The sequence below is a fragment of the Vibrio sp. R12-SW3-ISO1 genome (assembly GCF_059834005.1).
In genome coordinates, this window is record NZ_JCBDGK010000021.1 from 74864 (window position 1) to 98467 (window position 23604).

The following is a 23604-nucleotide window of genomic DNA, read 5'->3' on the forward strand; positions in this document are numbered from 1 at the left end:
AATCGTGGAGATTAATTAGAACCTGAACACTGCTTGGTTTCGACGTTAAACGCGCCGCAAGAGAAAGGTTTCGACCAGCTTGAGAACAGTTTCGCCGACTCAGGAAGGTAATCAGACCAAGCATCACCAGCGACTAAACCTGTTGTCTCCCACACCACATCGAACTGACCGTCATCTTGGATTTCACCAATTAAAACCGGTTTGGTGATGTGGTGGTTAGGCATCATGGTCGAGTAACCCCCTGAGAGGTTGGGGACAGAAACACCAATCAATGCATCTTGAACGGCTTGTGCGTCGGTCGTACCTGCGTTCGTCACCGCTTGCGCCCACATGTTAAAGCCGATGTAGTGCGCTTCCATTGGGTCATTCGTGACACGCTCTTCACTGCCGATGAACGCTTGCCACGTTTCGACAAACTCTGCGTTGCTGTCTGTATCGACACTCATAAAGTAGTTCCAAGCGGCAAGGTGGCCCACCAGTGGTGAGGTATCCATACCCGAAAGCTCTTCTTCACCCACAGAGAACGCCACCACGGGGATGTCTTCCGATGAGACACCTTGCGCCCCAAGCTCTTTGTAGAAAGGCACGTTCGCATCGCCATTGATGGTCGAGACCACCGCGGTTTTCTTCCCTTCTGCGCCAAATTTCTTGATGTCAGAGACAATTGACTGCCAGTCGGAGTGACCAAACGGCGTGTAGTTGATCATGATGTCAGACTCACCCACCCCTTTGGCTTTGAGGTACGCTTCCAAGATCTTATTGGTGGTGCGCGGATAGACGTAGTCAGTGCCCGCCAATACCCAGCGCTCAACGCCGAGTTCATTCATGAGGTAATCAACCGCAGGGATCGCCTGCTGATTTGGCGCAGCGCCAGTGTAGAAGACGTTTTTCGACGACTCTTCCCCTTCATATTGAACCGGGTAGAACAAGATACTGTTGAGCTCTTCAAACACAGGCAACATGGATTTGCGTGATACCGACGTCCAACCACCAAACACCACGTCGACTTTTTCTTTCTCGATCAATTCGCGCGCTTTCTCTGCAAACAGTGGCCAGTTGGACGCAGGGTCCACCACCACGGCTTCGAGTTTTTTACCTAGCAAACCGCCTTTTTTGTTCTGCTCATCGACCAACATCAGCACGGTGTCTTTCAGTGTGGTTTCACTGATCGCCATCGTCCCGGACAACGAGTGGAGCACACCGACTTTGATCGTCTCTTCTGCGTATGCCAAAGAGGAGCTCAGTGCGAGTGTGGTGCCCAAAGCGGCCAGTTTCAGTTTGAACGTCATGTTCATAGTGGCTATCTCCTTATAGATGAATGGTTATTCAACCTGTCGGTATCTATATCCAACCAATCCAAAAAGGGTGCCAATAAAACTCGTTCAACAATTTAATTTTAACTCATTGAATTATATTAATTTTATTCTAACCCGCTTCTTAATTGTGCAAGAGCGGTTATTTTTTGCGCTGTATATTAGTGCAATCGATTCTCTCCTCTCACCATTTTGGTCTGACCTTAACCCCAAAAAAGAAAACTTGATGCATATCAGTCAGGTAGTTCAGCCAAACGCACCCATCCAGACCAAAACCATAACGGCAAGCAGGATGAGATTGTGCATTCATCCCCAGTAACGAAAACATGCTATGCTCCGAGTTCAGTTTGGCAATCAAAAGGAATAAAGAATGAAAAAAGTGGCGTTTATCACTGGTGCGACATCTGGATTTGGCCGAGCCGCGGCAGAGCGTTTTGCACAAGCGGGTTGGTCATTGGTGCTCTCTGGTCGCCGCCTCGAGCGTTTAGACGCACTGAAAGCCGAACTCAATGTGCCTGTGCACATCATTCAACTTGACGTTCGTGATTCAGACGCGGTGAAACAAGCCGTGGCAGAACTGCCAAGCGAATTTGCCGCCGTGCGACTGCTCATCAACAATGCCGGTCTGGCATTGGCTCCGCAAGCGGCGCAAGACGTCGAGCTTGATGACTGGAAAACCATGATTGACACCAACGTCACAGGATTGGTGAATGTGACGCACGCGATACTGCCGACCTTGATCCAATCTGGCGCCGGCAGCACCATCATTAATGTGGGATCTATCGCCGGACAATGGCCCTACCCAGGTAGTCACGTCTATGGGGCAACCAAGGCGTTTGTTCAACAATTTAGCTACAACTTGCGCTGTGATTTGCTCGGCACCGGTGTACGTGTGACTGACATTGCGCCAGGCATGGCAGAAACCGAGTTCACTTTGGTACGCACCAAAGGCGATCAAGCGGCGTCCGATAAGCTTTACAACAGCACTACCCCACTCACCGCGCAAGACATTGCCGAACAGATGTTCTACGTGGCGACGCTGCCCGATCACATCAACATTAACCGCCTTGAAGTGATGCCGACACGTCAAGCATGGTCTCCGTTTGCGGTTGACCGCGATTAAGCGATGATTCAACTAGAGCGTGGTGAACTAATCAGCGCTGCGCTCTAGCCAAAATACTTCTTCTCAAACGCCTCAACAGGCAATGGCTGCGAGTAAAAATAGCCCTGATGACGCGCCACCCCGACTCCCTGACAAAGGCTGCTTTGGTACTCGGTTTCTATACCTTCAGCCACGGTATCGTACTCTAGACTGGTCGCAAACAGACAGATGGCCGTAAAGAGTTGCTGAGCGCTTTTCTCTTCAACGTTCGCGATGAACGATTTGTCGATCTTAATGATATCAATCGGGTACTCTTTGAGATGCGAGAGCGACGAGTAGCCAGTACCAAAATCGTCCACCGCAATTTTGAACCCCAGCCCACTCAACTGTTGCAGCATCTCAGTTGAAGCGCCTTCTGCGACCAAACAGTTTTCCGTGATCTCCAACTCCACCTGACTCGGAGAGACTTCATAAAACGAAAGGTACTCTTCAAGCTGTGTTTTTAAACTCAGCTCTGTCAACTGCTTGGGTGAGACATTAATTGCGACCACAAACGAGGCGCTAAAGCGTGCAAATTGCTCTTTCCAAATTTTGAGTTGATCAAACGCCGCGCGAAATACCCAATGACCAATTTCGATCATCAAATGAGACTCTTCCGCGATCGGAATGAAGTCGGTAGGTGAAACAATACCCAGCTTTTTGTGATTCCAGCGCAGCAGTGCCTCTGCCCCCACTAAGTTGGCGTTGCGGTCAAACTGAGGCTGAAAGTAGAGTTCAAACTCATCATTTTGAATCGCGCGTTTAAGATCGTTTTCAATGCGGATGCGTTTTTCAATCAAGTTATGAAACGCTTTTGAGTAATACTGCGCTTGATTTCGCCCTTGGTCTTTGGCTCGGTACAAGGCGATGTCAGCACACTTGGTTAAATCCACGGAGTTAGTGGCACATTCTGGCGCGGAAGCGATGCCAATACTGATGGTCATATCAATGCTATGGCTATCCACTATGATCGGCTCTTCAAACGCCTTAAGCAGGCGCTGGACCAATAGATGAACCTGATTTTTCATCTCAAGGTTTTGGATAATAATGGCAAACTCGTCGCCACCGATGCGGCACAAGTAATCACTTTTTCGTGAGCAATGGGAGAGACGCTGAGCCACGTGCCTAAGGACCGCATCACCGACAACGTGGCCAAGGCTATCATTGATGTCTTTGAACTTATCGAGATCAATCAACAGCAGCATCAAAGGCTTTTTCGAGCGAGAGGCAATCAATAGCGCTTTTTTCAAGGTTTCATCAAAAAAGTAGCGATTACTCAACCCAGTTAAACTGTCCTCTTCCGCCATACGTTTGAGTTCGGTGTGTTTGGCTTGAATCTGCTGCTCGAGGTAATAGCGTTCGGTGGCAATCACGATTGCGCGACGTAATCGCGACGCGGTGATCTCTTTTTTCATAATGAAGTCTTGCGCGCCCACTTCAATGCACGACAGCGCCAACTCCTCATCATTACTGTGGCTGAGCATCACAATCGAGGTAGAGAAATCGCTCACACTCCTCAATTGCATCAGCACTTCAATACCATTGGATGGTGGAAGCTGATAGTCGAGCAAAATCACATCATATTTATTGGCGAGCGCCATCTTGAGCCCTTCATGGGCCGTCGTTGCTTCGTCGATCACCTGGATGGGTAAATCGGTATCGCGCAAAGTCCGAATCGCAGCAATTCTATCGATGGTATCGTCGTCAATAATCAAGATTTTCATCAGTTAAATCCCATCCTTATGGAGTAACGGTTGGATTGGCGCGCTCGATGGTTAGCGCGGCAAAGTACGGCTGTTTGGGCCAACTAAAACGGAACGTGCAGCCCTGTTCAAGGTTGTTTTCTAATCGATAGTCGCAACCATAGAGATCGAGCGTTTTCTTAATAATCGACAGGCCAAGGCCACTGCCTTCTACTTTGTCTCTTGGTTGCAGAGTGTGGAAAAGTTCAAACACTTTCTCTTGATAGGCCTCAGGGATGCCTGGCCCGTCGTCTTGCACGGTAAACACATAACGGTCATCAATTTCCGTAGCGGTCACGCGAATCAAACCATTCTCCTTGTCATGATGCTTAATCGCATTACCAATCAGGTTTCTCAGTACCATTTCAAGCGGCGTGACTAAGGTGGAGATCTCACCCAACTGATCGTCATACTCTAAGGCTATCCCTGGCGGCGGGCTAAGCAGCTCAAAAATCTCTTCAATCTTATTCCCAACATGAAACAGGTCTAGGCTCCACTGTTTCCTGCCTACACGCGAATAAAGCAGCAGATCATCCAGCAAGCGCTCCAACCGGCTGACTCGATTTTGCAATAAGGCGGTGTACTGCTCTGTTTGCTCAGTGAGGTGGGGTTTTAAGTCATCGATGGTCCAAGTAACCAACTGGGATATGCCACGCAAGGGCGCTTTTAAATCATGGGAAGCGACGTAAGCGAATTGATCCAGTTCGTGGTTGGCCTCTTCGAGCGCATGGTTGCGCTTCTCTAAATCGGCCGTCACTTGTTCTAAGGTTTGAGTGCGCAGCTGCAAATCTTGGGTGGCTTGATCGGCGTACTGCTGAGCACGCTCTTTCTCACGACTGAGCATCAAGAAAATGACCAGTAGCAGAACATCAACCAATAGACCAAACACTAAGATCAGCGCAGGTTGACTCAGGCTTTGCTGTTCTTTAAATAGCAGCGAGGACTGAACATGAAACACCCAAGTACGACCATACAAATCCAAACTGATTTGCTCAGAAAACGTCGGATCAGCATCGTAATGACGGTTGCTATCATTGAGTTCACTGTAGAGCTCCGTGTCGCCATCATAGATGCTGAAATTCACTAAACGTGTACTTCTGTCGAGCGTACCATCCATCAATTTGTAGACCACAAAAGGCGCGTAGACTAAACCCTGAAAATCGCCGCCACTTTCACCATATTGATTATTTTCCATACCTTGGCGATACCACGGGGCATAAAAAAGAAAGCCCGGCGTGCGCTGAGAATCTTGTACCAAGACGATCGGCCCGGTGATGCTGGCCTGACCGCTTGATTTCGCCCGCTGCGCCGCACTGTAACGATTGGTTTCATGCGCCATGTCTAGACCCACCGCTTTGAGATTGTCTTGCTGAGGCTCGATGTAAGTGATAGGCCAATACTCCTTGCCAGAGCGCGGGGGATGCATGGCATAGGTCGCCATCGTCTCACGCTGCCAAGACAAATACGTCGGTACTTTCTCTTCTGGCACGTAATGAATCACACCAATCCCGTTGATGCCCGGGAACCGAGATTCGATGCGCAGCTCATCGGCAAACACTTTCCAATCCGCGCGGCTCGCCGGTCTATCAAGCATGTGCAGTGCAGAGACGCCGGCCCATAGCGCTTCCTCATACTTCTCCATCCGCTCTTGGACCAAGGCGACCAATTGTTTGGCTTGATGTTGAAATTGAACCTTTGATTTCTGATGACTCTGTTTGAGCGTCACTTGCCAAGCGGTCAGCGTCAACGCAAGCGAAAACACAATCACGACCCAGTGATACCAATGCAGGGCCCGAGGTGCCCGGACAGCAGAGTGGAGCAACGAGGTTTTCAGCATTCAACCTAGCCTGTTTTTGTGAGTTATTTAGTAATCACTCTAGTCTATTTTTTTCCACCCTAACTCGGTCAAAAGCACTAATTGGTCAATTTGTGAACTCCCGCTCTAATTTGTCTCAATAATATTAAAAACGACAATAGTTACAGTTCAATATACTGCGATAAGCCATCAAGAGCTCTTTTCGCGAGAGAAACATGCTACTGGTCGATCAGCTCTGGTGAGTGTTTCAACATTTCCACCAATCCCTGCCTAACAGAATCGGAGCACCCTTTAAGCCAAGCTGCGGCCAAAGGTAAACCGATATGGCTGTGTCCCTCTATCTCCCTAAAGCACACATTCGATGGGGCGACACCGGTTGACCAAGAAGGCACAATGGCTAGCCCCATTTCCTGAGCAACCAAATTCAAAATCGTCTGCTTTTCATTAGCCACTTGTGAAATCGTGGGCTGAAAGCCTGCAGCCTGAAACAACTTAAAAGTCAGGTCGTAACTATGAGGTCTGTCTTTGCGGTTCGGTACGATCATCGGAAAATCCGCAATCAAGTCGATGGTGACACGCTCGAGCGTCGCTAATGGATGAGAGTCTGGCAGTGCCAAGCGCAGTGATTCATGGCAAATAGGCTCGATTTCAATGCGTTCACTCAGACTGTCCGGCGGTCGGATGAGCGCCAAATCAATCGCGCCTGAGAGTAGTTTTGGAATCAGGCGCTTAGTTTTATCCTCGATGATACGAATCGATGCGTTCGTATGAGAGCGCTTGTATTTAAGAATCAATTTCGGCAGCAACCCAATCGCGGCGCTGTCAATTGCCCCGACGCGCAATGTGTGAGGCGAACCAATCCGCAAGTTTTTGTACCGATTTTCTACCGCATCTATCTGATCAATGAGATGACACGCATCAAAATAGAACTGCTGACCAATCAACGTCAGCTCCACGCTTCTCGTCGAACGATTAAACAGTACGAGCCCCAGAGATTGTTCGAGCAACTTAATCTGTCGCCCAAACGCGGCGGGTAGCATGTTCAAACTTTGTGCAGCGCGCCCAAAATGTAGAGTGTCGGCGGCGGCGATAAAACACCTAAGCTGTTCCGTCTTCATCTTACCTCCTGATTATATCGTTAATTTATATAATAGAACGCCAGTGATAACAATTTATTTACATCTCATAATCAAAATCTAACAAGTAAGAAGGTAACCATTATGTCAACATACAAAATCGCGACCATTCCGGCTGATGGCATTGGGATGGAGGTCATTTCAGCAGGGGTTCAAGTACTTAAATCACTAGCGAGCAGATTCCCGGAGCTCAGATTTGAGTTCAAACACTTTGACTGGGGCTCGGACTACTACCGCCAACACGGCGAAATGATGCCCAAAGATGGCTTAGACACGCTAAAAGGGTTCGATGCGATTTACTTTGGCGCGGTGGGCGATCCTGACATCCCCGATCACATAACCTTGTGGGGCTTAAGACTGCAGATTTGCCAAGGTTTTGACCAATACGCCAATGTTCGTCCAACCAAAATCATCCCAGGAATCCCATCACCCCTCAAGGGAAGAACCAAAGGCGACCTAGATTGGGTCATCGTCCGAGAGAACTCAGAAGGCGAATACTCAGGTCACGGCGGACGCGCGCACAAAGGTTTTCCAGAAGAAGTCGGAACGGAAGTGTCGATCTTTACCCGTGCTGGCGTAACCAGAATCATGCGGTATGCATTCGAGATTGCGCAGCAACGTCCACGTAAGCTCCTGACCGTGGTCACCAAGTCTAATGCTCAACGCCACGGGATGGTGATGTGGGACGAAATTGCAGAGGAAGTGGCGAAAGAGTTCCCTGATGTCACGTGGGACAAGATGTTAGTGGACGCAATGACGGTAAGAATGACGCTTAACCCTGAATCACTCGATACTATCGTCGCCACCAACCTTCACGCCGATATCCTTTCCGATCTTGCCGGTGCCTTAGCGGGCAGTTTAGGAGTGGCTCCGACAGCAAACATCGCACCAAATAGCCCTTATCCCTCAATGTTTGAGCCGATCCATGGCTCTGCGTTCGACATCACTGGACAAGGAATTGCCAATCCTATCGCGACCTTTTGGACTGCAGTCCAAATGCTCGAGCATTTAGGCGAACATCAAGCCGCTCGCCTAGTGATGAGTGCCATAGAGTCGGTATCTTCCGAAGGGATTTGCACACCCGACATTGGTGGGAAAGCAACCACTAAGCAAGTGACCGATGCGGTCATTGACTACATCCAAAACCATTAAAAACTCGTCACACATTTAGAGGAGCTCATCGAACAAAGAATATCAAGGCGCGAAATAAGAACGATTAAAAATCGTCACCCACTTCGCGCTTAAGTGAACCAATAACGAGGACGAAACAATGAAAACAAGTAAGTTAAGCTATATCACTAAACCATTGCTCACAACACTAGCTGCCGGTGCTCTATCGCTGTCTGGCTCCCTGTTTGCAGCCGATGACTACCCCAGCAAACCCATTAATTATATTCTTCCCTTTAACGCCGGTGGCGAATCTGATCTTTCTGCACGCTTTCAACAGACCGTGTTTGAAAAACACGCAGGTGTGAAAACCGTCATTCAATATCAACCCGGTGCGGGCGGCGCAGTAGCTTGGTCACAGCTCAACAGTATGGAAGGTGATGGCTATACCGTGATGGGGATAAATATCCCTCACACCATCATGCAGCCGATTGTTAAGGAGTCTGGCTACACGACCGATGACCTCACGCCCATTTATTATTTTCATTACACTCCGAACGCGATTTTCGTCCCGGCAAACAGTCAATTCAAGAGCCTACCTGAACTGATCGATTACGCAAAAGCCAATCCAGGACTGGTCACGTTTGCAGGCTCAGGATCCAACTCAGCCAACCATATTGGTCAGGTATCGTTTGATAAGCAGGTGGGTGTGAAAACAACCTACGTTCCATTTAGCGGTATTGGTCCTGCCATGACAGCGCTAATGGGTAGTCAGGTGACCGCAGGTTTCAACTACGCCACATCCGGGGCAAATGCTGGTGACAAACTGCGCATGCTCGCAGTCTCGGCAGAAGAGCGTCTCGCGGCGTTTCCAGATGTCCCAACGTTCAAGGAGCTAGGCATCGATTTAGTGGGAGGGGCATACCGCGGCGTCGCTGTTCCGAAATCGACCCCAGAGGCCATTCGTGTGGAGCTCTCTCGAATTATCGGCGATATCAATAAAGACCCTGATTTTGTGGAAAAAATGGAGAGCAACGGATTTGTGCTTACCGACATCCCTTATCAAGAGATGGAGGCATTTATTGAAAAAAACAAAGCTGAAAACCAAGAAGTAGCAAAACTGCTTGGGCTAGTGAAATAGGGGTTCACGATGGAATTGCTTAGTTATTTACTTGATGCACTCACACCGATCAACCTATTACTCGCACTGGTTGGTGTCGTAGCCGGCACAGTAATCGGAGCAATGCCAGGATTGTCTGCCACCATGGCGGTGGCAGTTCTCGTCCCTTTTACCTATGTGATGGGCCCCGCTTCGGGCTTGATTGTCCTCGGTGCAATTTACACCGGGGCTATCTATGGTGGGGCGTTTGCAGCAATTTTGGTTAATACTCCAGGCACCCCTTCTGCCATCGCGACGACGTTCGATGGCTATCCAATGGCGAAGAAAGGTGAAGGGGCCCTTGCCATTTCTCTAGCAACGTTCGCTTCAGTAGGAGGTGGTATCGTGGGTGGTCTTGCCTTATTGATGCTGGCACCACCACTCGCTCAAGTCGCCTTGGCCTTTGGTCCATCAGAATATTTCTGGATGGCGGTTTTTGGTCTAACACTCATATCGTCTCTTTCGGTGGGCAACACACTCAAAGGCTTGATCGGCGCTTGCATCGGTTTATTACTTTCCACGGTTGGCGTGGCGGTAGTCGGTGGTGACGTCCGCTATACCTTTGATCAGGTCTCACTGCTCGGCGGAATTGATATTACCTCTGCAATCATTGGATTGTACTGTGTTCCCGTGATCATCGACCTAGTCGCGAACAAAACCCCTCATCTAGATTTTGCTGAGGTATCAGGGAAATCCTCGTTGTCACGCGCCTTTTCTCTGATCAAAAACAGTAAATTCAATCTGATGCGAAGCTCCATTATCGGCACCGTCGTCGGAATCCTACCCGGTGCAGGTGGTTCTATTGCGGGATTAGTGGCGTATACAGAAGCTCGCCGCAATGCGAAGAAAGATCAAAAATTTGGCGAAGGCGCATCAGACGGTATCGTCGCGACCGAATCAGCCAATAACGCGACCGTTGGCGGTGGTTTTATCCCAACATTGGTGCTTGGCATTCCTGGGACGCCACCTGATGCGATCATACTTGGGGCTTTGCTCGTCCAAGGCATTAAGACCGGTCCATCACTGTTCACTGAACAAGGCAGCATTGTCTACACCTTTATCTACGGTTTGATCATCGCAACGCTATTGATGCTGCCCGTCGGTTTAATTCTTGGAAAATATGCCTATCGTTCGATTGCCAAAACGCCAAAACAGTTGTTGGTCCCCACCGTTGCGTTCTTAACCGTTATTGGGAGTTATGCGATTCACAGCAACCCTCATGACACCTTTATGATGTTCATACTGGGTGTGTTTGCGTGGTTCTTAGGTAAATTTGGCTTCAGTGCTTCGCCAATTGTACTTGGCTTAGTGCTAGGAAAGATCGCAGAACAAGGGTTTGTTCAGGCCTATTTGATAGGCTCGGCGCAAGGTAAAGTCTTCGAGATGTTTTTTGCTCGTCCCATCTCTATTGGCATCATTATATGTGCAATCATTGCGCTTGTGTTCCCGCTCTGGGCAGCAAAAAAGCATAACTTTGCTCCCTCTGACACGCCAAGAGATCACAAAGGCTCGACCATAGCGATCGGTGCACTGCTCATCGTCATAGGTGGCCTGCTGCTCAATCAAACGCAGAGCATGTCTAAACTAGGCGCAGTATTTCCCACTTATATTGTGGTCGCCATGATGGTCTTGGCAGTATTACTCATCGGTAAAGTATGGCGCGCGAGCGATACGGTCAATTGGTCTTCGCTAAATATAAGCCCAACTATGCGACAAAGCGCTCTGATTGCCATTATGGCCCTCTGGACGCTCTTGATGACCACGCTTGGTTTTGGGCTATCCTCGTTACTCGCCTTTGTTGCCATTATGTTGATCGCGAACTTCGATAAAATAGAAACCTGCTCTATGAGTAAACACCTCACCGCTTCATTTGTTATCGTGGTGATGTTTTATCTGCTGATGCGTGATGTACTTTTACTCAGGCTGCCCACTGGGTTATGGTTTTAACACTGATCCAACGTAGCCCGTTCAAACAATGGGCTACGTTGGGCATTCAGAAGTGAATACTCGCTTTGCCCTTAGCTCTTTGTGCTCAAGACTTGCGTTTTCACCCACTCGATTTGGTGAGTAACCAAACTGTTTTTTGAACGCGAGAGAGAAATTGGAGGGGTGGCGATAACCATAACTGTAAGCGGCTTCGCTGACCGTCATGCAACCGGTCGCCAGTTTCACTCTGGCATCATTCAGCTTTCTGCGCCGTACATAGTGAGCAGCGGTCATGTTCATGTGATCTTTGAACAGCCGCTGCAGCGACGAAACGCTCATGTGCGCAAACTCAGCGATGGCCTCTAAAGTCAGCGCCTGCGTTAAATGGGTTTCAATAAAGGCAACAATCTCCGCCATCTCGACGTCTTGGCGCGCGCTAGGATGAGGGGCCTGAGTCACCTCGCACGCACATAGCTGGCTCATCAATTGGAGAAGCAGCTGATGGATGTCGCTCTCCAGTTCGATGTGTTTGGCAATTGTCTCTGGGGGCGGGGTGCGAAGCAGTCTTTGTATTTCTTTAGCGGCCTCACTCGGCAAATCAAAACAAGCACTGGCGAGGTGAGCGGAGTAAAAAGTACGAAAAGCGCCGCCTTCAAGCGGTTTTGTTTCAAACCAAATTCGCGGCAACACAAGGTGAATTTTCTCGACCCACTGATCTTTCTCTACACTTCGCCAAAAACTGGCAGGGTGAACGAGATTGACGGCCATCACTTGCGCCTGGGGTTGCGCACTAAGCGTACATTCAAGCTGGTCATAACCAAACTCTAAATCTCCATCTAACAACACGGTAAAGATCACCGATGGCGTCGCAGGGGCGATCACTAGGCTCTCTTGCTGACTCCTCTGCCCGCCGCCAAAGACGTTAATCCCGTCCGCCATTTCCATGCGAAACAGTGACGGGGTGATCTGTTTTGAATGCATAACTTTCCTCATAACAAGTTGGCGATTTTGCATAATCATAAAAGCTGTTCATGTACTAGCGGTGTAGCATAACATTAATGATATTAATTATCATTTACAATGTATGAGAGGGAGTTCATGAACTCACATCACCAACCGATCGTTTCGGTATCGACTCTAGCCTTGGCCATTGCGGTCACACTCAGCGGCGGTGCCTATGCCGAGACCCAAAGCGACAACACGAGCGATGAAACGCTCACAGTCTGGGGCACTCAAGTTTCGAGCAGCTCGGAGTTCTTGGGCGATCAAGACATCTCCATTAAGCAAGCGGATCACATGTCGGATCTACTGCGCAGTGTACCCGGCGTCGATGTCGGCGGTACTCATTCCGTTAACCAACGCATTACCATTCGTAGCCTCGGGGAAACGGACTTAGACATTCGCCTCGATGGCGCATCGCAGCACGCCAATATGTTCCACCATATCGGCAACCTCACACTCAACCCCGACATCCTTAAAGCGGTCGACATCCAAGTGGGCAACAACTCCGTCACCCAATCAGGCCTTGGTGGTGCGGTCTATTTTGAGACGAAAGACGCTCGCGACCTGCTGCGTTACAACGAAAGCTTTGGCGTCCGTGTGTATGGTGGTGTCGCCAGCAACGACAGTCGTCAAGGCTCTGTCACCGCATATGGTCTCTTGAACGATAATGTTGATGCGATGGTGTACGCGAACTACGTCGAACGTGATGACTTTAAAGACGGCAATGGTTACACCACCTATGGCGCAGCCGGCGATGTCGGCAATATGCTGTTCAAACTGGGTTATGAGCCTTCTTATCTACATCGTTTTCAGCTCAGCTATGACCTCTACCGTGATGAGGGCGACTACAGCCCAAGACCGGATATGGGTGGCAGTGCCAACACTGAGCTCTCTGGTGAAGACTTAATCCCGACTCAGTATGACCGCGACACCTTTACGGGCTCCTATGAACTACGGGGTGACAATCATCAAGGTAAAGTCACGCTCTATTCCAGTACCACTCAAATTGATCGTGACGAGTCAGCAATTACTGGCCGCTGGCCAGCCAACCGACACAGCCAGAACACCGCGAAAAACCAAAACTTGGGCGCCACCGCTCAGTTTCAATCAAGCTTGATGTTGGCTGAGCGTGCGCATCGGTTCACCTATGGGCTTGAGTACATGGATAAAACCAGTGAAAGTGCCTATGGGGGTACGCCATTTATGCAAGAGCATGCGAAAAGCAGCGCTGGCTATCTCGAAGACAGAATTCAGCTCTCGCCAAGTTTCGCACTTACAGCGGGCCTGCGTTATGACCACTACATCCGTGATGCCGAAACCAGCAAGGACACGTTTAACGAGTGGACTTGGGCGCTTGGCGCCGATTGGGATATCACCGAGCAATGGACGCTCTTTGCCAGCACTCGCAGTCTATTTAAGGGCCCGGAGCTGCTTGAAACCTTTATCGCCTATCAAGATGTCGCCTATCTCGCTGACGATATTAAGGCAGAAACTGGCCTCTCAAGCGAAGTGGGCGCTCGCTACTTCCAACGCTTTGACCAGCATGCCATCAGTGCGAACCTAACGCTGTTCCAAAACGAGATTGACGACTACATCGGTGAATCCTACCAAGATGATGGCAGTTACTTGATTGAGAACATTGGTGATGCGGAGATCAAAGGCTTTGAGCTCAGCGCAGCCTACAGCTATCAGGCTCTGAGTGCGCGAGCATCCTACTCTCGCAGTGACACCACCAACCAATCCACAGGCGGCCCACTGATTGCAGCGAACGGACGCAGTATGGACGTCGGTGACTCAATTTCGCTCGGCATCGACTATGAGTTTGCAGCGATTGATACCACCGTCGGTTGGACATCCATCATCGTACTGGAAGAAGATAATGTTCAAGAGGATCAGCCGGTTAAAGAAGCGTATAACACGCACGATCTCTATGCTCAATGGCGCCCTAGCCAACTGGATCGCTTGCAGGTCACCTTTGGTATAGACAACATTTTCGATGAAGCCTACACCTCGCACGCCTCACGCTCTGGTGCCGCACGTGGCGCTACCTTGGATGATCTAGAACCCGGGCGCAACTACAAACTGTCCGCCTCTTACGAATTCTAATGATAAGGAGACGCGCCTTGGGCCTTTAGCCTAAGGCGCACATTGCTATGGAATCCAACCAACCCTCCCCTAACAATTGCCAGGTTCATACTCAGATTCATTCTGAGCACTGCGCGCGCTACCTCACCACTTTATGTCGACATTTCAGTCGCAAGATTGAGGTTGAGTATAACGAGCGCCAAGGCGTCGCTTATTTTCCCTATGGGGTGTGCACACTCACCCTCAGCGAACCCGACGGTTTAGATATTCACTGCGCAGCACAAACCCCCGAGGCGCTCAGCGCCGTCAAGCAAGTGCTCACCTCGCACCTGGAGATGTTTGCCTATCGCGGCGATCAGTTTGCTATTCAATGGACTCAACCTACTTCGGAGTAATGCACATGTTTACACGTCTATTATTTCAATTCACGCTGGCCGTGATGGCCTGCACGGCACATGCGGCCTCAATTGATGTCTCGCATATCAAAGGCCATATCGAACTCGATAAGCCGGCACAACGGGTTGTCGTGTTGACACATAGCGCCCTCGACACGCTCGACTTCCTCGAAGTCACGCCAGTCGGCGCTGTGCATATGCTGATGCCGAGCTACTTGGCCCACTACGGTGAGACAGTCACCAACGTTGGCTCTCTGTTTGAGCCCGATTTTGAAACCCTCTTTACCTTAAAACCCGACTTGATCATTGCCGATGAGCGCATGATGCGCATTTATGATGATCTCAACGAGGTCGCACCCACACTCATGCTGTCCACGACCAATGGACAATATTGGCACGATACCCAAGTGAACTGGCGTGCTATCGCGACGTTGGTCGGCAAAAAAGATAAAATGGCATCGAAGATTGAAGAAACCGAGCAGCGCATTAACGCCATCCAGTCTGCGGTTCGCGCTGAGAAACGTGACGCGATGATGGTCATGAGCAGTGGCAAAAAAATCTCGACCTTCGAGCCACAAAGTCGCTTTTCCATCATCTTTGAAGAGTTCGGATTTTTGCCCGCATCGAGCCAAACAGTGGCCAGCGAGACAGGCCCGCACGGTAAACTGATTTCGTTTGAATACATCGCCGACGCCAAACCATCAACGCTGTTTGTGCTCGACCGAGAGCAAGCCACGGGCAAGGCCCACGGCGCCGCGCAGCAACTCTTTGACAATCCGCTTATCGCGCGCACTCCCGCAGCCAAAGCGCAGCGCATTGTCTACGTCGATCCTGTTGCGTGGTATCTCGCCTATGGAGGCATTCATGCGACCGAGATCATGATGGATGATGTCGCCAGTAGCCTCGACAACTCGCCTCAGTAGTGGACTTAGGCAACGCACACTAGAAACGCGAGTACAACGCACACTCAATGGCAATGCCAAAGGGTGTGCTACTGGACCTTTTTCACAAACTGCGCCGTAATCACCATGTCACCGGCCCCATCAACTTTGCAGTCCAACTGGTGATCTTTACCTTCTGTAATGCGACGAATGAGCGCTTTAGTGCCAATTTTCAATACTAGCGAACTGCCTTTCACCTTAAGATCTTTTGCCAACGTCACTTTATCGCCCTCACTGAGCAGCGTTCCGTTCGCATCTTTGACTTGTGGCTCACCCTGAACCTCATCAGGATTCCACTCATAAGCGCATTCCGGACACACTAAATGGGATTGGTCTTGATAAACGTACTCAGATTGACAATTCGGGCAAGGAGGTAAGGACATACTCATCATTCTTTTAGCGAGGAAACACACGGATAGTGTTCAACGTCTTGAGAGAGAACGCAATGTTTTCTTGGTGGATTCCACCTGGACAATTCGACATCCGAGTCTTTCACTAGCGCCTCCAGACGATCTTTCCCACGAATAGGTAGCGCTGCATCAGAAAAAGAAACAGACACTACGAATATATCCACCCAAGAGTAAGCCATATTTTCTGGTGATTGAGCGAAAGAAGATAGATGGTCGAGGTAGTTAACACTATTAGGCACACAACGAATGACATGGATTCCCCCTCCCAAGGATCGACCATACTAGCCTCGATAGGTAATGGGGCTCAGTTCGATAAAAGCCGGGATTTCTCTGCCTGGCTCGGCTTAGTTCCCATGAGGCAAATCCACGAACATCGAAACGCGCTTTGGTTTGAGTAATTCAAGAACTGGCACCGACAGTACCAAATTGCTGATAACGCTAGACGAATAGTTAAAGAAGGTACTGAACTAGCCCCAAAAATTCACCCGCTAACTAACGCCTTACATGGTGACGCCTGCGATGAATTCACAAAGCCCACTGAACTCCAGATCAAAACTACCGAGCACTTGGTGTCCACTTGAGTAACTTGTTAAATTCCAGATCACTGAACCTGATTTAGTAGTGGTAACGACACGAAATTATCGTTATCGCTCGATCGTCGACTGCGTAAACAAGCCGATTAGTGTCATCAATACGACGAGACCAAAAACCAGATAAGTTCTCTTTTAACGGCTCTGGTTTACCGATGCCCTCAAATGGAGAGCGCTTAACATCATTGATGAGTTTGTTGATGCGCTTGAGTGTTTTCTTGTCTTGAGTTTGCCAATACAGGTAGTCATCCCAAGCGTCATCAGTCCACGACAGTAAACGTTGACTACTACTCATCAATTAATTCTCGTGCTGTTGTCTTACCAGCACGGTACTGTGCTATTGAACGGTTTAGGTGTTCAGCGTTTTGAGGAGAGCGCAGTAAGTGAACTGTCTCCATAAGGCTATTGTAGTATTCTAAAGACATAACCACAGCATCTTCAGAATCGCGGCGTGTAATAACTGTTGTATCAGCGTCGTTAACTACACCGTCCAAAACAGTTTTGAGACTATTTCTCGCTTCAGTAAAAGATACGATTCTCATAAGAACCTCCACATGTACATTTAATGGAACAAGTATAGTCTTCACCAACCGACTTGTACAGTATATTGAACATGCGATACTAATAAGGAAACTAACGCCGCATAAAGGTGCTGAGCAACGCAATACCTAAATCGCCGCATCCCACCTTAAACACTAAAACCAACGCATAGTGAAAATGCCACGCGTGAATAAGAAGCACACGTATCGTATTTACACTGAGGAAGGACTGCAAGTCAGAACGAAGAAGCGCAAAAAGCTACAGCGCCCGAGACTAGTTATGAATTCACCCACAAGAGCCAATCAACGCTGGTCGATGGACTTTGTCTCTGACCAATTGAGCAATGGTAGACGTTTTCGTGTGCTCAATGTCGTTGACGATTTTTCACGAGAACTCATTGGGCAGCTGGTGTCCCTATCAATCAGTGGCCAACAAGTTGCCCGTTTTTTAACTCAACTAACCGAGGTGCGCAGTAAGCCAGATAACATTGTTTGCGATAACGGCACAGAGTTCACCAGTAAGGCTATGTTCTTTTGGGGTAAGGCGACCTCGGTAACACTCGCCTTTATTCAACCAGGTAAACCGACTCAAAATGCCTTTGTGGAGAGCCTAAACGGCAAGTTCAGAAATGAGTGTCTCAATCAACACTGGTTCCGCACTCTGGATGAAGCACGTTACGAAATAAATCTATGGAGAGAGCACTACAACCATATTCGACCACATAGCTCTCTAAATTATATGTCGCCAATTGATTATGCCAATCAAGTGGCGTAAACATGGGAAACTTCATCGAGGCGGTGGTATTAATCTCGGTGAAAGGTCAGTTAGGCTACATCACCAACAAACAAGCAGCTTCACTCATCGGCGTCGCCCCGATTACACGTGAAAGCGGACGCTACAAAGGGAAACGAGTTATCCAAGGAGGCCGCGCACATGTGAGAACCGTTCTGTACATGGCCATGATGTCAGCCATGCAATGTAACCCTGTCTTCAAGGACACTTACGCTCGGTTACTCGAAGCTGGAAAACCAAAGAAAGTGGCGATTATCGCTTGCGTTCGCAAGATGGTGGTCATCTTAAACTCCATGCTTCGAGATGGCGTCATGTGGGACCAAAACATCGCCCAAAATACAGGATTGACGCCATAGTCGTTTGTTATGCGTATTATCCCACACGTACCAGACTGAGTTTTTCACTCGCTGCTGGAGCTTCAAAATACTGGGTCACATGATGAAATACAGCCTCTGTGTCAAACATAGCTCTTTCAGGTTGTTCTACTCGGCGCTTAGCAACTTGGGATAAACATTGCTCATCTGTTAAGTCTAAATACCAAAGCTCATGTTCACTACCTACTTCGACACACAGTGATACGAACCAAGCTCTTTGCTTAATAGTATTCGCTGGAAAGTCCATGACAACGTTAGCCCCAACATTCAACAAACTTTGAACATGACTTTTAACGAAAGGCTTTATGAGATTCGAGTATTTAATGTAGTCGTCAAACGTTTGAATTTGCGAAGGATAATGAGCTGACAACCAGTCGTCTTCTGAAATTAGGACTGCATTATTTTCAGCAGCCACAACCTTAGATTTAGTCGATTTTCCTGCTCCCATCTTGCCACAGAAGAAGAACAGCTTGCCCTGATTTTCCATGTTTCCTCCATTTACGCATAACGCCCAATTAAGGGGTGAGCAACGCTACCACCCAACCTAAAGCATTGTACCGTATGTAGTGGTCAACTAAATCCGGACACTTTGTTAGGCCGATTCTCGGCTTTAGCGGGCGGCACCCCATCATTGTGCTGATGCGGGCGCTGCCAGTTGTAGTAATCCATCAAAAACAGACCCACGTCTCGCCTCGCTTCTCGAGCAGTCATGTAGCCTGTTGATGGGATCCATTCTGTCTTTAAGCTCCGGAACAAGCGCTCCATTGGCGCATTATCCCAACAGTTGCCACGGCGACTCATACTCTGTGTTATCTGATAACGCCATAGCCGTTGTCTGAACTTCCGGCTCGCATATTGGCTACCTTGGTCTGAGTGAAACATGACTCCACGAGGGCACCCTCGTTGCTGGTAAGCCATATCTAGGGCTTTCACAACCAAGTCTGCATCAGGCTTTTCTGACATCGCCCAACCTATGACTCGCCGGGTATGAAGGTCGATAACAGCAGCCAAGTAGTGCCAACGACTGCCAGCCCAGACATATGTGATATCTCCGCACCAGAATTTATTAGGTTCGACAACGTCGAACTCCCTTTCTAGTCGATTCGGGATATCCGGTCGTTCCATTTGCACTGATTTATAAGAATGAGAGCCAGGTTGCTTAGACAACAACCCTGCTTCTTTCATCAGGCTACGCACTTTGAAACGACCAACCTGATATCCCAGCTCCTGCATCATTGACTTTAGCGAACGACTCCCTGCAGAACCACGACTCGCCTTGAACAGGCGACGAAGCTCACTTCGGAGTTTTAGTCGCTCAGGATCGACACTACGTTTCCGGGCCTTGTACTCATAGAAACAGGACGTGGAAATACCGAAAGCGGAGCAGACCAGTTCAGTGGGCTCTTGCTCTCTTAACTGGTCTATCAGTGCGTACGTTCGAACTCGTCCGCCATCAAGAGAGCTGTTGCCTTTTTTAGAATCGCTTTTTCTCGTTCTAGCCGGTTGATGCGGGCCTCAAGCTCTTGAATCTTCTGCTGCTCAGGCGTCAAAGCCTTGCTGCTGGGAGTTTTACCATCACGCTCGGCCTGAAGTTGACTTACCCAGCGGCGGAGTACTGTCTCCCCAACATCTAAAGATCGACTGGCCTCAGCAACCGAATAGCCTTGATCAAGCACTAGGCACGCGGCCTCTAATTTAAACTCAGCAGTAAATGAGCGACGCTTTCTAGTCATTAAACACCTCTTGTTACGGTGGCAAGTTTACCACCTAAAGTGGTGTCCGGAATCATTAAACCACTACAGGCTAATGCCACTAAACCGAAGCAAAGCCACCGTAAACACTAAACTCAACCGAACCAAAACTGCCAAAGGTTAGCCGTCACTCTTGAGCAATTTGTTAGCTGCGATTGCTAACTATATGCCAAGCCTAGCGAACCCCTTCATAGCCTCACGGTCGTATGGTAACCATGCATTCTCTAGTGCTTGGTTATATAAGTAGTCAAAATCATATTCATAACCGTCCGAACGAAATGGGCGCTCGCCTTCCACCCTGCACGTGAAATAGTTTGCACCTCCACAAGTGTTACCTGTCCAATGTACCGATTGAAGTGAATCGCATGACACTCCATCAACGCTTAGGCTCAAACCAACAAAAGGTGGAAACGGGAGTTTAATATTCAAATATACTTGCTTGCCTGCATGATCTTCAGCGTCTGGTGAATAACTTATGTGTTTGAGCACAATTACATCGAACATCCTTACTTACTCCGTTAATTTTTCTTCAAGACTATGCTATTTCTGCTTAGCAGCTAACGCCGTGTTAAGGGGTGAACAACGCCAACCACCAAACCTAAACCATTGTACCTTAAACACTTAAGCTAACTTGAACTGAAATCGCCAAACGTTGTGAATCCGCCTTAAACGCCTTGTATGGATAATAAGCACTCCAATCGGGTAAGGTGAGACCCAGACTTTAGCTGCAACTAAAGTTTTTCTATCTGGTAGTTCGATTAAATGATGGCTCCTCTATCGAGAGACCGGTAACAAGTACGAACGCCAGATAGAACTCCAAGCACCACACTCGAATAGTCTTCTGGGTCTCGAGCCCGCATTTGCAAGCAAGAGTTAGCTTATTATGAATACAAACACACTTCAAAACATTAATGTCGGCGTTGATACTGGCAAGTCACAATTAGACATTTATATTCGTCCTCTCGATATTTACTTCACCGTTCCCAACAATGAAAAAGGCATCAAGGAAGCAATTAGAACTATTACTAAACATAGACCTAGACGCGTTGTCATCGAAGCTACGGGCCGACTGGAAATGCCTTTCATACTCGCCTGTGATAAAGCCAAATTACCTTACGTCATTGCTAACCCGCTACGTATCAAAAAGTTCGCTGGCGCCATCGGGCAACGCGCTAAGAATGACCGCCTAGATGCCGCGCTCATCGCACACTACGCTGAGAAAGTCCAGCCTGAACTCACTCAATTAAAAAGCGAAAACATTCGACTAATGAGTGACTTAGTTACAAGGAGAAACCAACTACTTACCATGCAGACCATGGAAAGAAACCGACTTCAAATATTACCAAAGAATATCTCTTCGACCATTACCCCCATTCTCACCGCTTTAAAAAATCAGATAGAAAAAGTAGAAACTAAGATAGCTAAACTGATTGATAGTTGTCCTGAGTATCAAGCCAAAAATACTATTCTTCAAAGCATGCCGGGGGTTGGAAAAATCCTTGCTGCCTCATTAATTAGTAATGTACCCGAGCTGGGCTTTATCACTAACAAACAAGCGGCTTCCCTCATCGGCGTCGCACCAATAACAAGAGAAAGTGGCCGTTACAAAGGCAAGCGTGTGATACAAGGAGGACGAGCTCAAGTTAGAACCGTTATGTACATGGCGATGATGTCGGCAATCCAGTGCAACCCGATTTTTAAAGCAACTTATGAACGACTACTTGCGACAGGAAAACCAAAGAAAGTAGCGATAGTTGCCTGTATGAGAAAGATGGTGGTTATTTTAAATTCGATGCTCAGAGATGGTGTCACGTGGGATCAAAATGGCGCCAAAAATTAGCTGTTGACGCCATAGTCTCTTGTTATGCGAATAGCCCACCTATTGCTAAAGTAACACCTACAGACACTACCTTTGTGAATAGAACAACCCAAATACAATCACCTATGTTTGTATGAGCCGCCTTACTTAATAGATACACAAACAACATCAAACCTAGAACCCAACCTACTGTTGGAATCAAAGACACTAGCGACACCAAGACCGCAATAATTAAGAGTGACTTGATATCAATCATTACGAAAGAAAGCTTTGAAGCAACAAACATACAAAAAGTAGTAATCAATACATCAAGTGTAAAAACTAACGCTTCAATTCCCATTACAATCTCCAGCATACATAACGACTTAATGAGACCATAGCTTCATAACGAAACCAACTTCACATTGTAAGTTAATGTTTGTTTCAGAAATTCGCATAACGCCCGCTTAAGTGGTGAGCAACGCTACCACAACACTCAATCATTACACCGTAAACACACAAGTCGAATCAAACCAAAACCGCCGAGCGTTGCGAATCCGCCTTGAAGCGTTTGTTATGTGCGTAGCCGAATCTTGCGCTTAGTCAGGAACAATGATTACCCCTAATTGCTCCAGTAACTGCTCCTGTTGCCACGAGCATATTTTTACACCCGTAAGATCAATCTTTCGAGGATCTAAACCATAAAGCTCTGAATGACTTAAATCACAGCCTTGTACTCTAAACTGTTCCCAGCAGTCTTCCGAAAAAACACCACGGCTTAAATCTGATTCTTTAAATGAAGCGCCTCGAAGATTTGCACCAATCCATCTATTTTCGAACAGGTCACATTTTTCAATAAGCTGCTGCTCAAAATTGGCATAGGATAAGTTACAACCTGTTATGTATGCAGAACAAAAGTACATTTTATTCGAAACCTGATTTACAAAACTAACTTGACTAAAATTTGCTCCTTTAAGATCACAATCTCTCAGTTCAATACCAAAGCAATTTGCCCCCTTAAAATAGGACATTGAAAGCTGACAGTTTTTAAATGAAGCATCTCGAAGATCAGCATAAGAAAAATCGCACCCTTCCAATGCCCCCAACTCTATGAAAGTACAGTTAATGAACTGTGTATCTCGAAGGTTTGAGCGCTTAAAATTACAATGTATAAAAGTACAATTGCTAAAGATATGTTCTTGTAAGTCCTGATGTGAGAAGTTCACTCGATTATATAATTGCTTTGATTTTTCCATGCTGTGCCTCCAAAAAACATTGGATTTGAAGACTATCATTTACCTGAAAGTTCTCAACAAAAACAAAACCAATAAAAACAGAAACTTAAAACACCCCGTTTTAGCCAAAATAAGGCACCAAAACGGCATTTTAAAGGGGTCTAATTCGAAACGACCGATGCGGCCAGCCAGAAAAAAGTTTTAGTGAATCTGGCTGGTTTTAGAGAAAGCACATAACGCCGCATTAAGTGGTGAACAACGCGACCACCCAAACCTAAACCTTGCCACATTTAGCACTAAACCTGACCTAGGCTGAAATCGCCAAGCGTTGAGAATCCGTCTTAAATGCTT

Annotated in this window: 20 protein-coding genes and 3 pseudogenes; 11 read left to right on the forward strand and 12 right to left on the reverse strand. The window is 48.0% G+C overall.

Translation table 11 applies throughout. The features are described from left to right. Positions 1 to 11: 11 nt before the first annotated feature. Positions 12 to 1295 (reverse strand): urea ABC transporter substrate-binding protein, encoded by a 1284-nt coding sequence (gene urtA, locus AC6R0R_RS07385; protein WP_334552934.1) that lies wholly within the window; start codon positions 1293 to 1295, stop codon positions 12 to 14. A gap of 388 nt (positions 1296 to 1683) precedes the next feature. Here urtA and AC6R0R_RS07390 point away from each other — a divergent pair, with 388 nt between their 5' ends. Next, complete coding sequence (locus AC6R0R_RS07390) at positions 1684 to 2436, forward strand: SDR family NAD(P)-dependent oxidoreductase (protein ID WP_500626235.1); 753 nt, start codon at positions 1684 to 1686, stop codon at positions 2434 to 2436. 44 nt (positions 2437 to 2480) lie between these two features. On the opposite strand, the gene AC6R0R_RS07395 is transcribed toward AC6R0R_RS07390, so the two are convergent. The 3 genes from AC6R0R_RS07395 to AC6R0R_RS07405 form a co-directional block, all read right to left on the reverse strand. Next, the gene (locus tag AC6R0R_RS07395) at positions 2481 to 4178 is read right to left on the reverse strand and encodes an EAL domain-containing protein (protein ID WP_500626236.1); all 1698 of its coding nucleotides are present in this window, start codon (positions 4176 to 4178) and stop codon (positions 2481 to 2483) included. 16 nt (positions 4179 to 4194) lie between these two features. Beyond that, positions 4195 to 6033, reverse strand: a complete 1839-nt coding sequence (locus AC6R0R_RS07400) for a CHASE domain-containing protein (RefSeq protein WP_500626237.1) — start codon at positions 6031 to 6033, stop codon at positions 4195 to 4197. Between the two features lie 197 nt (positions 6034 to 6230). Next, positions 6231 to 7130: a LysR family transcriptional regulator gene (locus AC6R0R_RS07405; RefSeq protein WP_500626238.1), complete on the reverse strand. Its 900-nt coding sequence runs from the start codon at positions 7128 to 7130 to the stop codon at positions 6231 to 6233. Positions 7131 to 7232: 102 nt separating this feature from the next. Between AC6R0R_RS07405 and AC6R0R_RS07410 the strand changes: the two genes are divergently transcribed. From AC6R0R_RS07410 to AC6R0R_RS07420, 3 genes are all read left to right on the forward strand, one after another. Continuing rightward, positions 7233 to 8300 carry a tartrate dehydrogenase gene (locus tag AC6R0R_RS07410; RefSeq protein ID WP_500626239.1) on the forward strand — a complete coding sequence of 356 codons (1068 nt, stop codon included), beginning with the start codon at positions 7233 to 7235 and terminating at the stop codon, positions 8298 to 8300. Between the two features lie 118 nt (positions 8301 to 8418). Beyond that, the gene (locus tag AC6R0R_RS07415) at positions 8419 to 9396 is read left to right on the forward strand and encodes a Bug family tripartite tricarboxylate transporter substrate binding protein (RefSeq protein WP_487903832.1); all 978 of its coding nucleotides are present in this window, start codon (positions 8419 to 8421) and stop codon (positions 9394 to 9396) included. Positions 9397 to 9405: 9 nt separating this feature from the next. Beyond that, on the forward strand, positions 9406 to 11361 hold the full coding sequence (locus tag AC6R0R_RS07420) for a tripartite tricarboxylate transporter permease (RefSeq protein ID WP_500626240.1): 1956 nt from the start codon (positions 9406 to 9408) through the stop codon (positions 11359 to 11361). A 33-nt stretch (positions 11362 to 11394) separates the two neighbouring features. On the opposite strand, the gene AC6R0R_RS07425 is transcribed toward AC6R0R_RS07420, so the two are convergent. After that, the gene (locus AC6R0R_RS07425; protein WP_500626241.1) at positions 11395 to 12321 is read right to left on the reverse strand and encodes a helix-turn-helix transcriptional regulator; all 927 of its coding nucleotides are present in this window, start codon (positions 12319 to 12321) and stop codon (positions 11395 to 11397) included. Between the two features lie 117 nt (positions 12322 to 12438). Between AC6R0R_RS07425 and AC6R0R_RS07430 the strand changes: the two genes are divergently transcribed. From AC6R0R_RS07430 to AC6R0R_RS07440, 3 genes are read left to right on the forward strand one after another with little or no spacing between them, the layout of a single operon-like run. Further along, positions 12439 to 14448: a TonB-dependent siderophore receptor gene (locus AC6R0R_RS07430; RefSeq protein WP_500626242.1), complete on the forward strand. Its 2010-nt coding sequence runs from the start codon at positions 12439 to 12441 to the stop codon at positions 14446 to 14448. Between the two features lie 47 nt (positions 14449 to 14495). Further along, on the forward strand, positions 14496 to 14822 hold the full coding sequence (locus AC6R0R_RS07435) for a DUF2218 domain-containing protein (RefSeq protein WP_500626243.1): 327 nt from the start codon (positions 14496 to 14498) through the stop codon (positions 14820 to 14822). Positions 14823 to 14827: 5 nt separating this feature from the next. Continuing rightward, positions 14828 to 15745: a siderophore ABC transporter substrate-binding protein gene (locus tag AC6R0R_RS07440; protein ID WP_500626244.1), complete on the forward strand. Its 918-nt coding sequence runs from the start codon at positions 14828 to 14830 to the stop codon at positions 15743 to 15745. 68 nt (positions 15746 to 15813) lie between these two features. Here the strand turns inward: AC6R0R_RS07440 and AC6R0R_RS07445 are convergent, their stop codons facing one another. Continuing rightward, on the reverse strand, positions 15814 to 16146 hold the full coding sequence (locus AC6R0R_RS07445; protein ID WP_487903822.1) for a zinc ribbon domain-containing protein YjdM: 333 nt from the start codon (positions 16144 to 16146) through the stop codon (positions 15814 to 15816). Positions 16147 to 16448: 302 nt separating this feature from the next. Here AC6R0R_RS07445 and AC6R0R_RS07450 point away from each other — a divergent pair. Then, a pseudogene (locus AC6R0R_RS07450) lies at positions 16449 to 16526 on the forward strand (transposase); the annotation flags it as partial. 262 nt (positions 16527 to 16788) lie between these two features. Here AC6R0R_RS07450 and AC6R0R_RS07455 read toward each other — a convergent pair. Together AC6R0R_RS07455 and AC6R0R_RS07460 are read right to left on the reverse strand one after the other, a co-directional pair. Beyond that, positions 16789 to 17058, reverse strand: a complete 270-nt coding sequence (locus AC6R0R_RS07455; protein ID WP_334552959.1) for a Txe/YoeB family addiction module toxin — start codon at positions 17056 to 17058, stop codon at positions 16789 to 16791. Continuing rightward, a complete protein-coding gene (locus tag AC6R0R_RS07460; RefSeq protein ID WP_500626245.1) occupies positions 17051 to 17305 on the reverse strand; it encodes a type II toxin-antitoxin system Phd/YefM family antitoxin in 255 nt (84 codons plus the stop codon). Before AC6R0R_RS07460 ends, AC6R0R_RS07455 begins: the two co-directional genes overlap by 8 nt. Positions 17306 to 17492: 187 nt before the next feature. Between AC6R0R_RS07460 and AC6R0R_RS07465 the strand changes: the two are divergent. Next, positions 17493 to 18077: pseudogene (locus AC6R0R_RS07465) on the forward strand (IS3 family transposase); the annotation flags it as partial. A gap of 14 nt (positions 18078 to 18091) precedes the next feature. After that, positions 18092 to 18451, forward strand: a pseudogene (locus tag AC6R0R_RS07470) (transposase); the annotation flags it as partial. Between the two features lie 16 nt (positions 18452 to 18467). On the opposite strand, the gene AC6R0R_RS07475 reads toward AC6R0R_RS07470, so the two are convergent. Both AC6R0R_RS07475 and AC6R0R_RS07480 read right to left on the reverse strand, forming a co-directional pair. Beyond that, positions 18468 to 18956 carry a P-loop nucleotide/nucleoside kinase family protein gene (locus AC6R0R_RS07475; RefSeq protein ID WP_140275606.1) on the reverse strand — a complete coding sequence of 163 codons (489 nt, stop codon included), beginning with the start codon at positions 18954 to 18956 and terminating at the stop codon, positions 18468 to 18470. 83 nt (positions 18957 to 19039) lie between these two features. Next, positions 19040 to 20202, reverse strand: a protein-coding gene (locus AC6R0R_RS07480; protein WP_500626246.1) for an IS3 family transposase whose coding sequence is annotated in 2 segments (ribosomal slippage) — positions 19040 to 19947 and positions 19947 to 20202 — 1164 coding nt in all. Because the reading frame shifts where the segments join, the coding sequence is not laid out codon by codon here. 901 nt (positions 20203 to 21103) lie between these two features. On the opposite strand from AC6R0R_RS07480, the gene AC6R0R_RS07485 reads away from it, so the two are divergent. Beyond that, complete coding sequence (locus AC6R0R_RS07485; RefSeq protein ID WP_500626189.1) at positions 21104 to 22060, forward strand: IS110 family RNA-guided transposase; 957 nt, start codon at positions 21104 to 21106, stop codon at positions 22058 to 22060. A gap of 22 nt (positions 22061 to 22082) precedes the next feature. Here AC6R0R_RS07485 and AC6R0R_RS07490 read toward each other — a convergent pair whose 3' ends face one another. Both AC6R0R_RS07490 and AC6R0R_RS07495 read right to left on the reverse strand, forming a co-directional pair. Beyond that, positions 22083 to 22379, reverse strand: a complete 297-nt coding sequence (locus tag AC6R0R_RS07490) for a hypothetical protein (RefSeq protein WP_500626247.1) — start codon at positions 22377 to 22379, stop codon at positions 22083 to 22085. A gap of 238 nt (positions 22380 to 22617) precedes the next feature. Further along, a complete protein-coding gene (locus tag AC6R0R_RS07495; RefSeq protein WP_500626248.1) occupies positions 22618 to 23274 on the reverse strand; it encodes a QnrVC family quinolone resistance pentapeptide repeat protein in 657 nt (218 codons plus the stop codon). Positions 23275 to 23604: the final 330 nt, after the last annotated feature.

What these genes read in the sequence shown, in the direction of transcription:
- urtA (WP_334552934.1), bottom strand. Translation starts at nt 1,295, where the DNA reads ATGAACATGACGTTCAAACTGAAACTGGCCGCTTTGGGCACCACACTC.
- AC6R0R_RS07390 (WP_500626235.1), top strand. Translation starts at nt 1,684, where the DNA reads ATGAAAAAAGTGGCGTTTATCACTGGTGCGACATCTGGATTTGGCCGA.
- AC6R0R_RS07395 (WP_500626236.1), bottom strand. Translation starts at nt 4,178, where the DNA reads ATGAAAATCTTGATTATTGACGACGATACCATCGATAGAATTGCTGCG.
- AC6R0R_RS07400 (WP_500626237.1), bottom strand. Translation starts at nt 6,033, where the DNA reads ATGCTGAAAACCTCGTTGCTCCACTCTGCTGTCCGGGCACCTCGGGCC.
- AC6R0R_RS07405 (WP_500626238.1), bottom strand. Translation starts at nt 7,130, where the DNA reads ATGAAGACGGAACAGCTTAGGTGTTTTATCGCCGCCGCCGACACTCTA.
- AC6R0R_RS07410 (WP_500626239.1), top strand. Translation starts at nt 7,233, where the DNA reads ATGTCAACATACAAAATCGCGACCATTCCGGCTGATGGCATTGGGATG.
- AC6R0R_RS07415 (WP_487903832.1), top strand. Translation starts at nt 8,419, where the DNA reads ATGAAAACAAGTAAGTTAAGCTATATCACTAAACCATTGCTCACAACA.
- AC6R0R_RS07420 (WP_500626240.1), top strand. Translation starts at nt 9,406, where the DNA reads ATGGAATTGCTTAGTTATTTACTTGATGCACTCACACCGATCAACCTA.
- AC6R0R_RS07425 (WP_500626241.1), bottom strand. Translation starts at nt 12,321, where the DNA reads ATGCATTCAAAACAGATCACCCCGTCACTGTTTCGCATGGAAATGGCG.
- AC6R0R_RS07430 (WP_500626242.1), top strand. Translation starts at nt 12,439, where the DNA reads ATGAACTCACATCACCAACCGATCGTTTCGGTATCGACTCTAGCCTTG.
- AC6R0R_RS07435 (WP_500626243.1), top strand. Translation starts at nt 14,496, where the DNA reads ATGGAATCCAACCAACCCTCCCCTAACAATTGCCAGGTTCATACTCAG.
- AC6R0R_RS07440 (WP_500626244.1), top strand. Translation starts at nt 14,828, where the DNA reads ATGTTTACACGTCTATTATTTCAATTCACGCTGGCCGTGATGGCCTGC.
- AC6R0R_RS07445 (WP_487903822.1), bottom strand. Translation starts at nt 16,146, where the DNA reads ATGTCCTTACCTCCTTGCCCGAATTGTCAATCTGAGTACGTTTATCAA.
- AC6R0R_RS07455 (WP_334552959.1), bottom strand. Translation starts at nt 17,058, where the DNA reads ATGAGTAGTAGTCAACGTTTACTGTCGTGGACTGATGACGCTTGGGAT.
- AC6R0R_RS07460 (WP_500626245.1), bottom strand. Translation starts at nt 17,305, where the DNA reads ATGAGAATCGTATCTTTTACTGAAGCGAGAAATAGTCTCAAAACTGTT.
- AC6R0R_RS07475 (WP_140275606.1), bottom strand. Translation starts at nt 18,956, where the DNA reads ATGGAAAATCAGGGCAAGCTGTTCTTCTTCTGTGGCAAGATGGGAGCA.
- AC6R0R_RS07485 (WP_500626189.1), top strand. Translation starts at nt 21,104, where the DNA reads ATGAATACAAACACACTTCAAAACATTAATGTCGGCGTTGATACTGGC.
- AC6R0R_RS07490 (WP_500626247.1), bottom strand. Translation starts at nt 22,379, where the DNA reads ATGGGAATTGAAGCGTTAGTTTTTACACTTGATGTATTGATTACTACT.
- AC6R0R_RS07495 (WP_500626248.1), bottom strand. Translation starts at nt 23,274, where the DNA reads ATGGAAAAATCAAAGCAATTATATAATCGAGTGAACTTCTCACATCAG.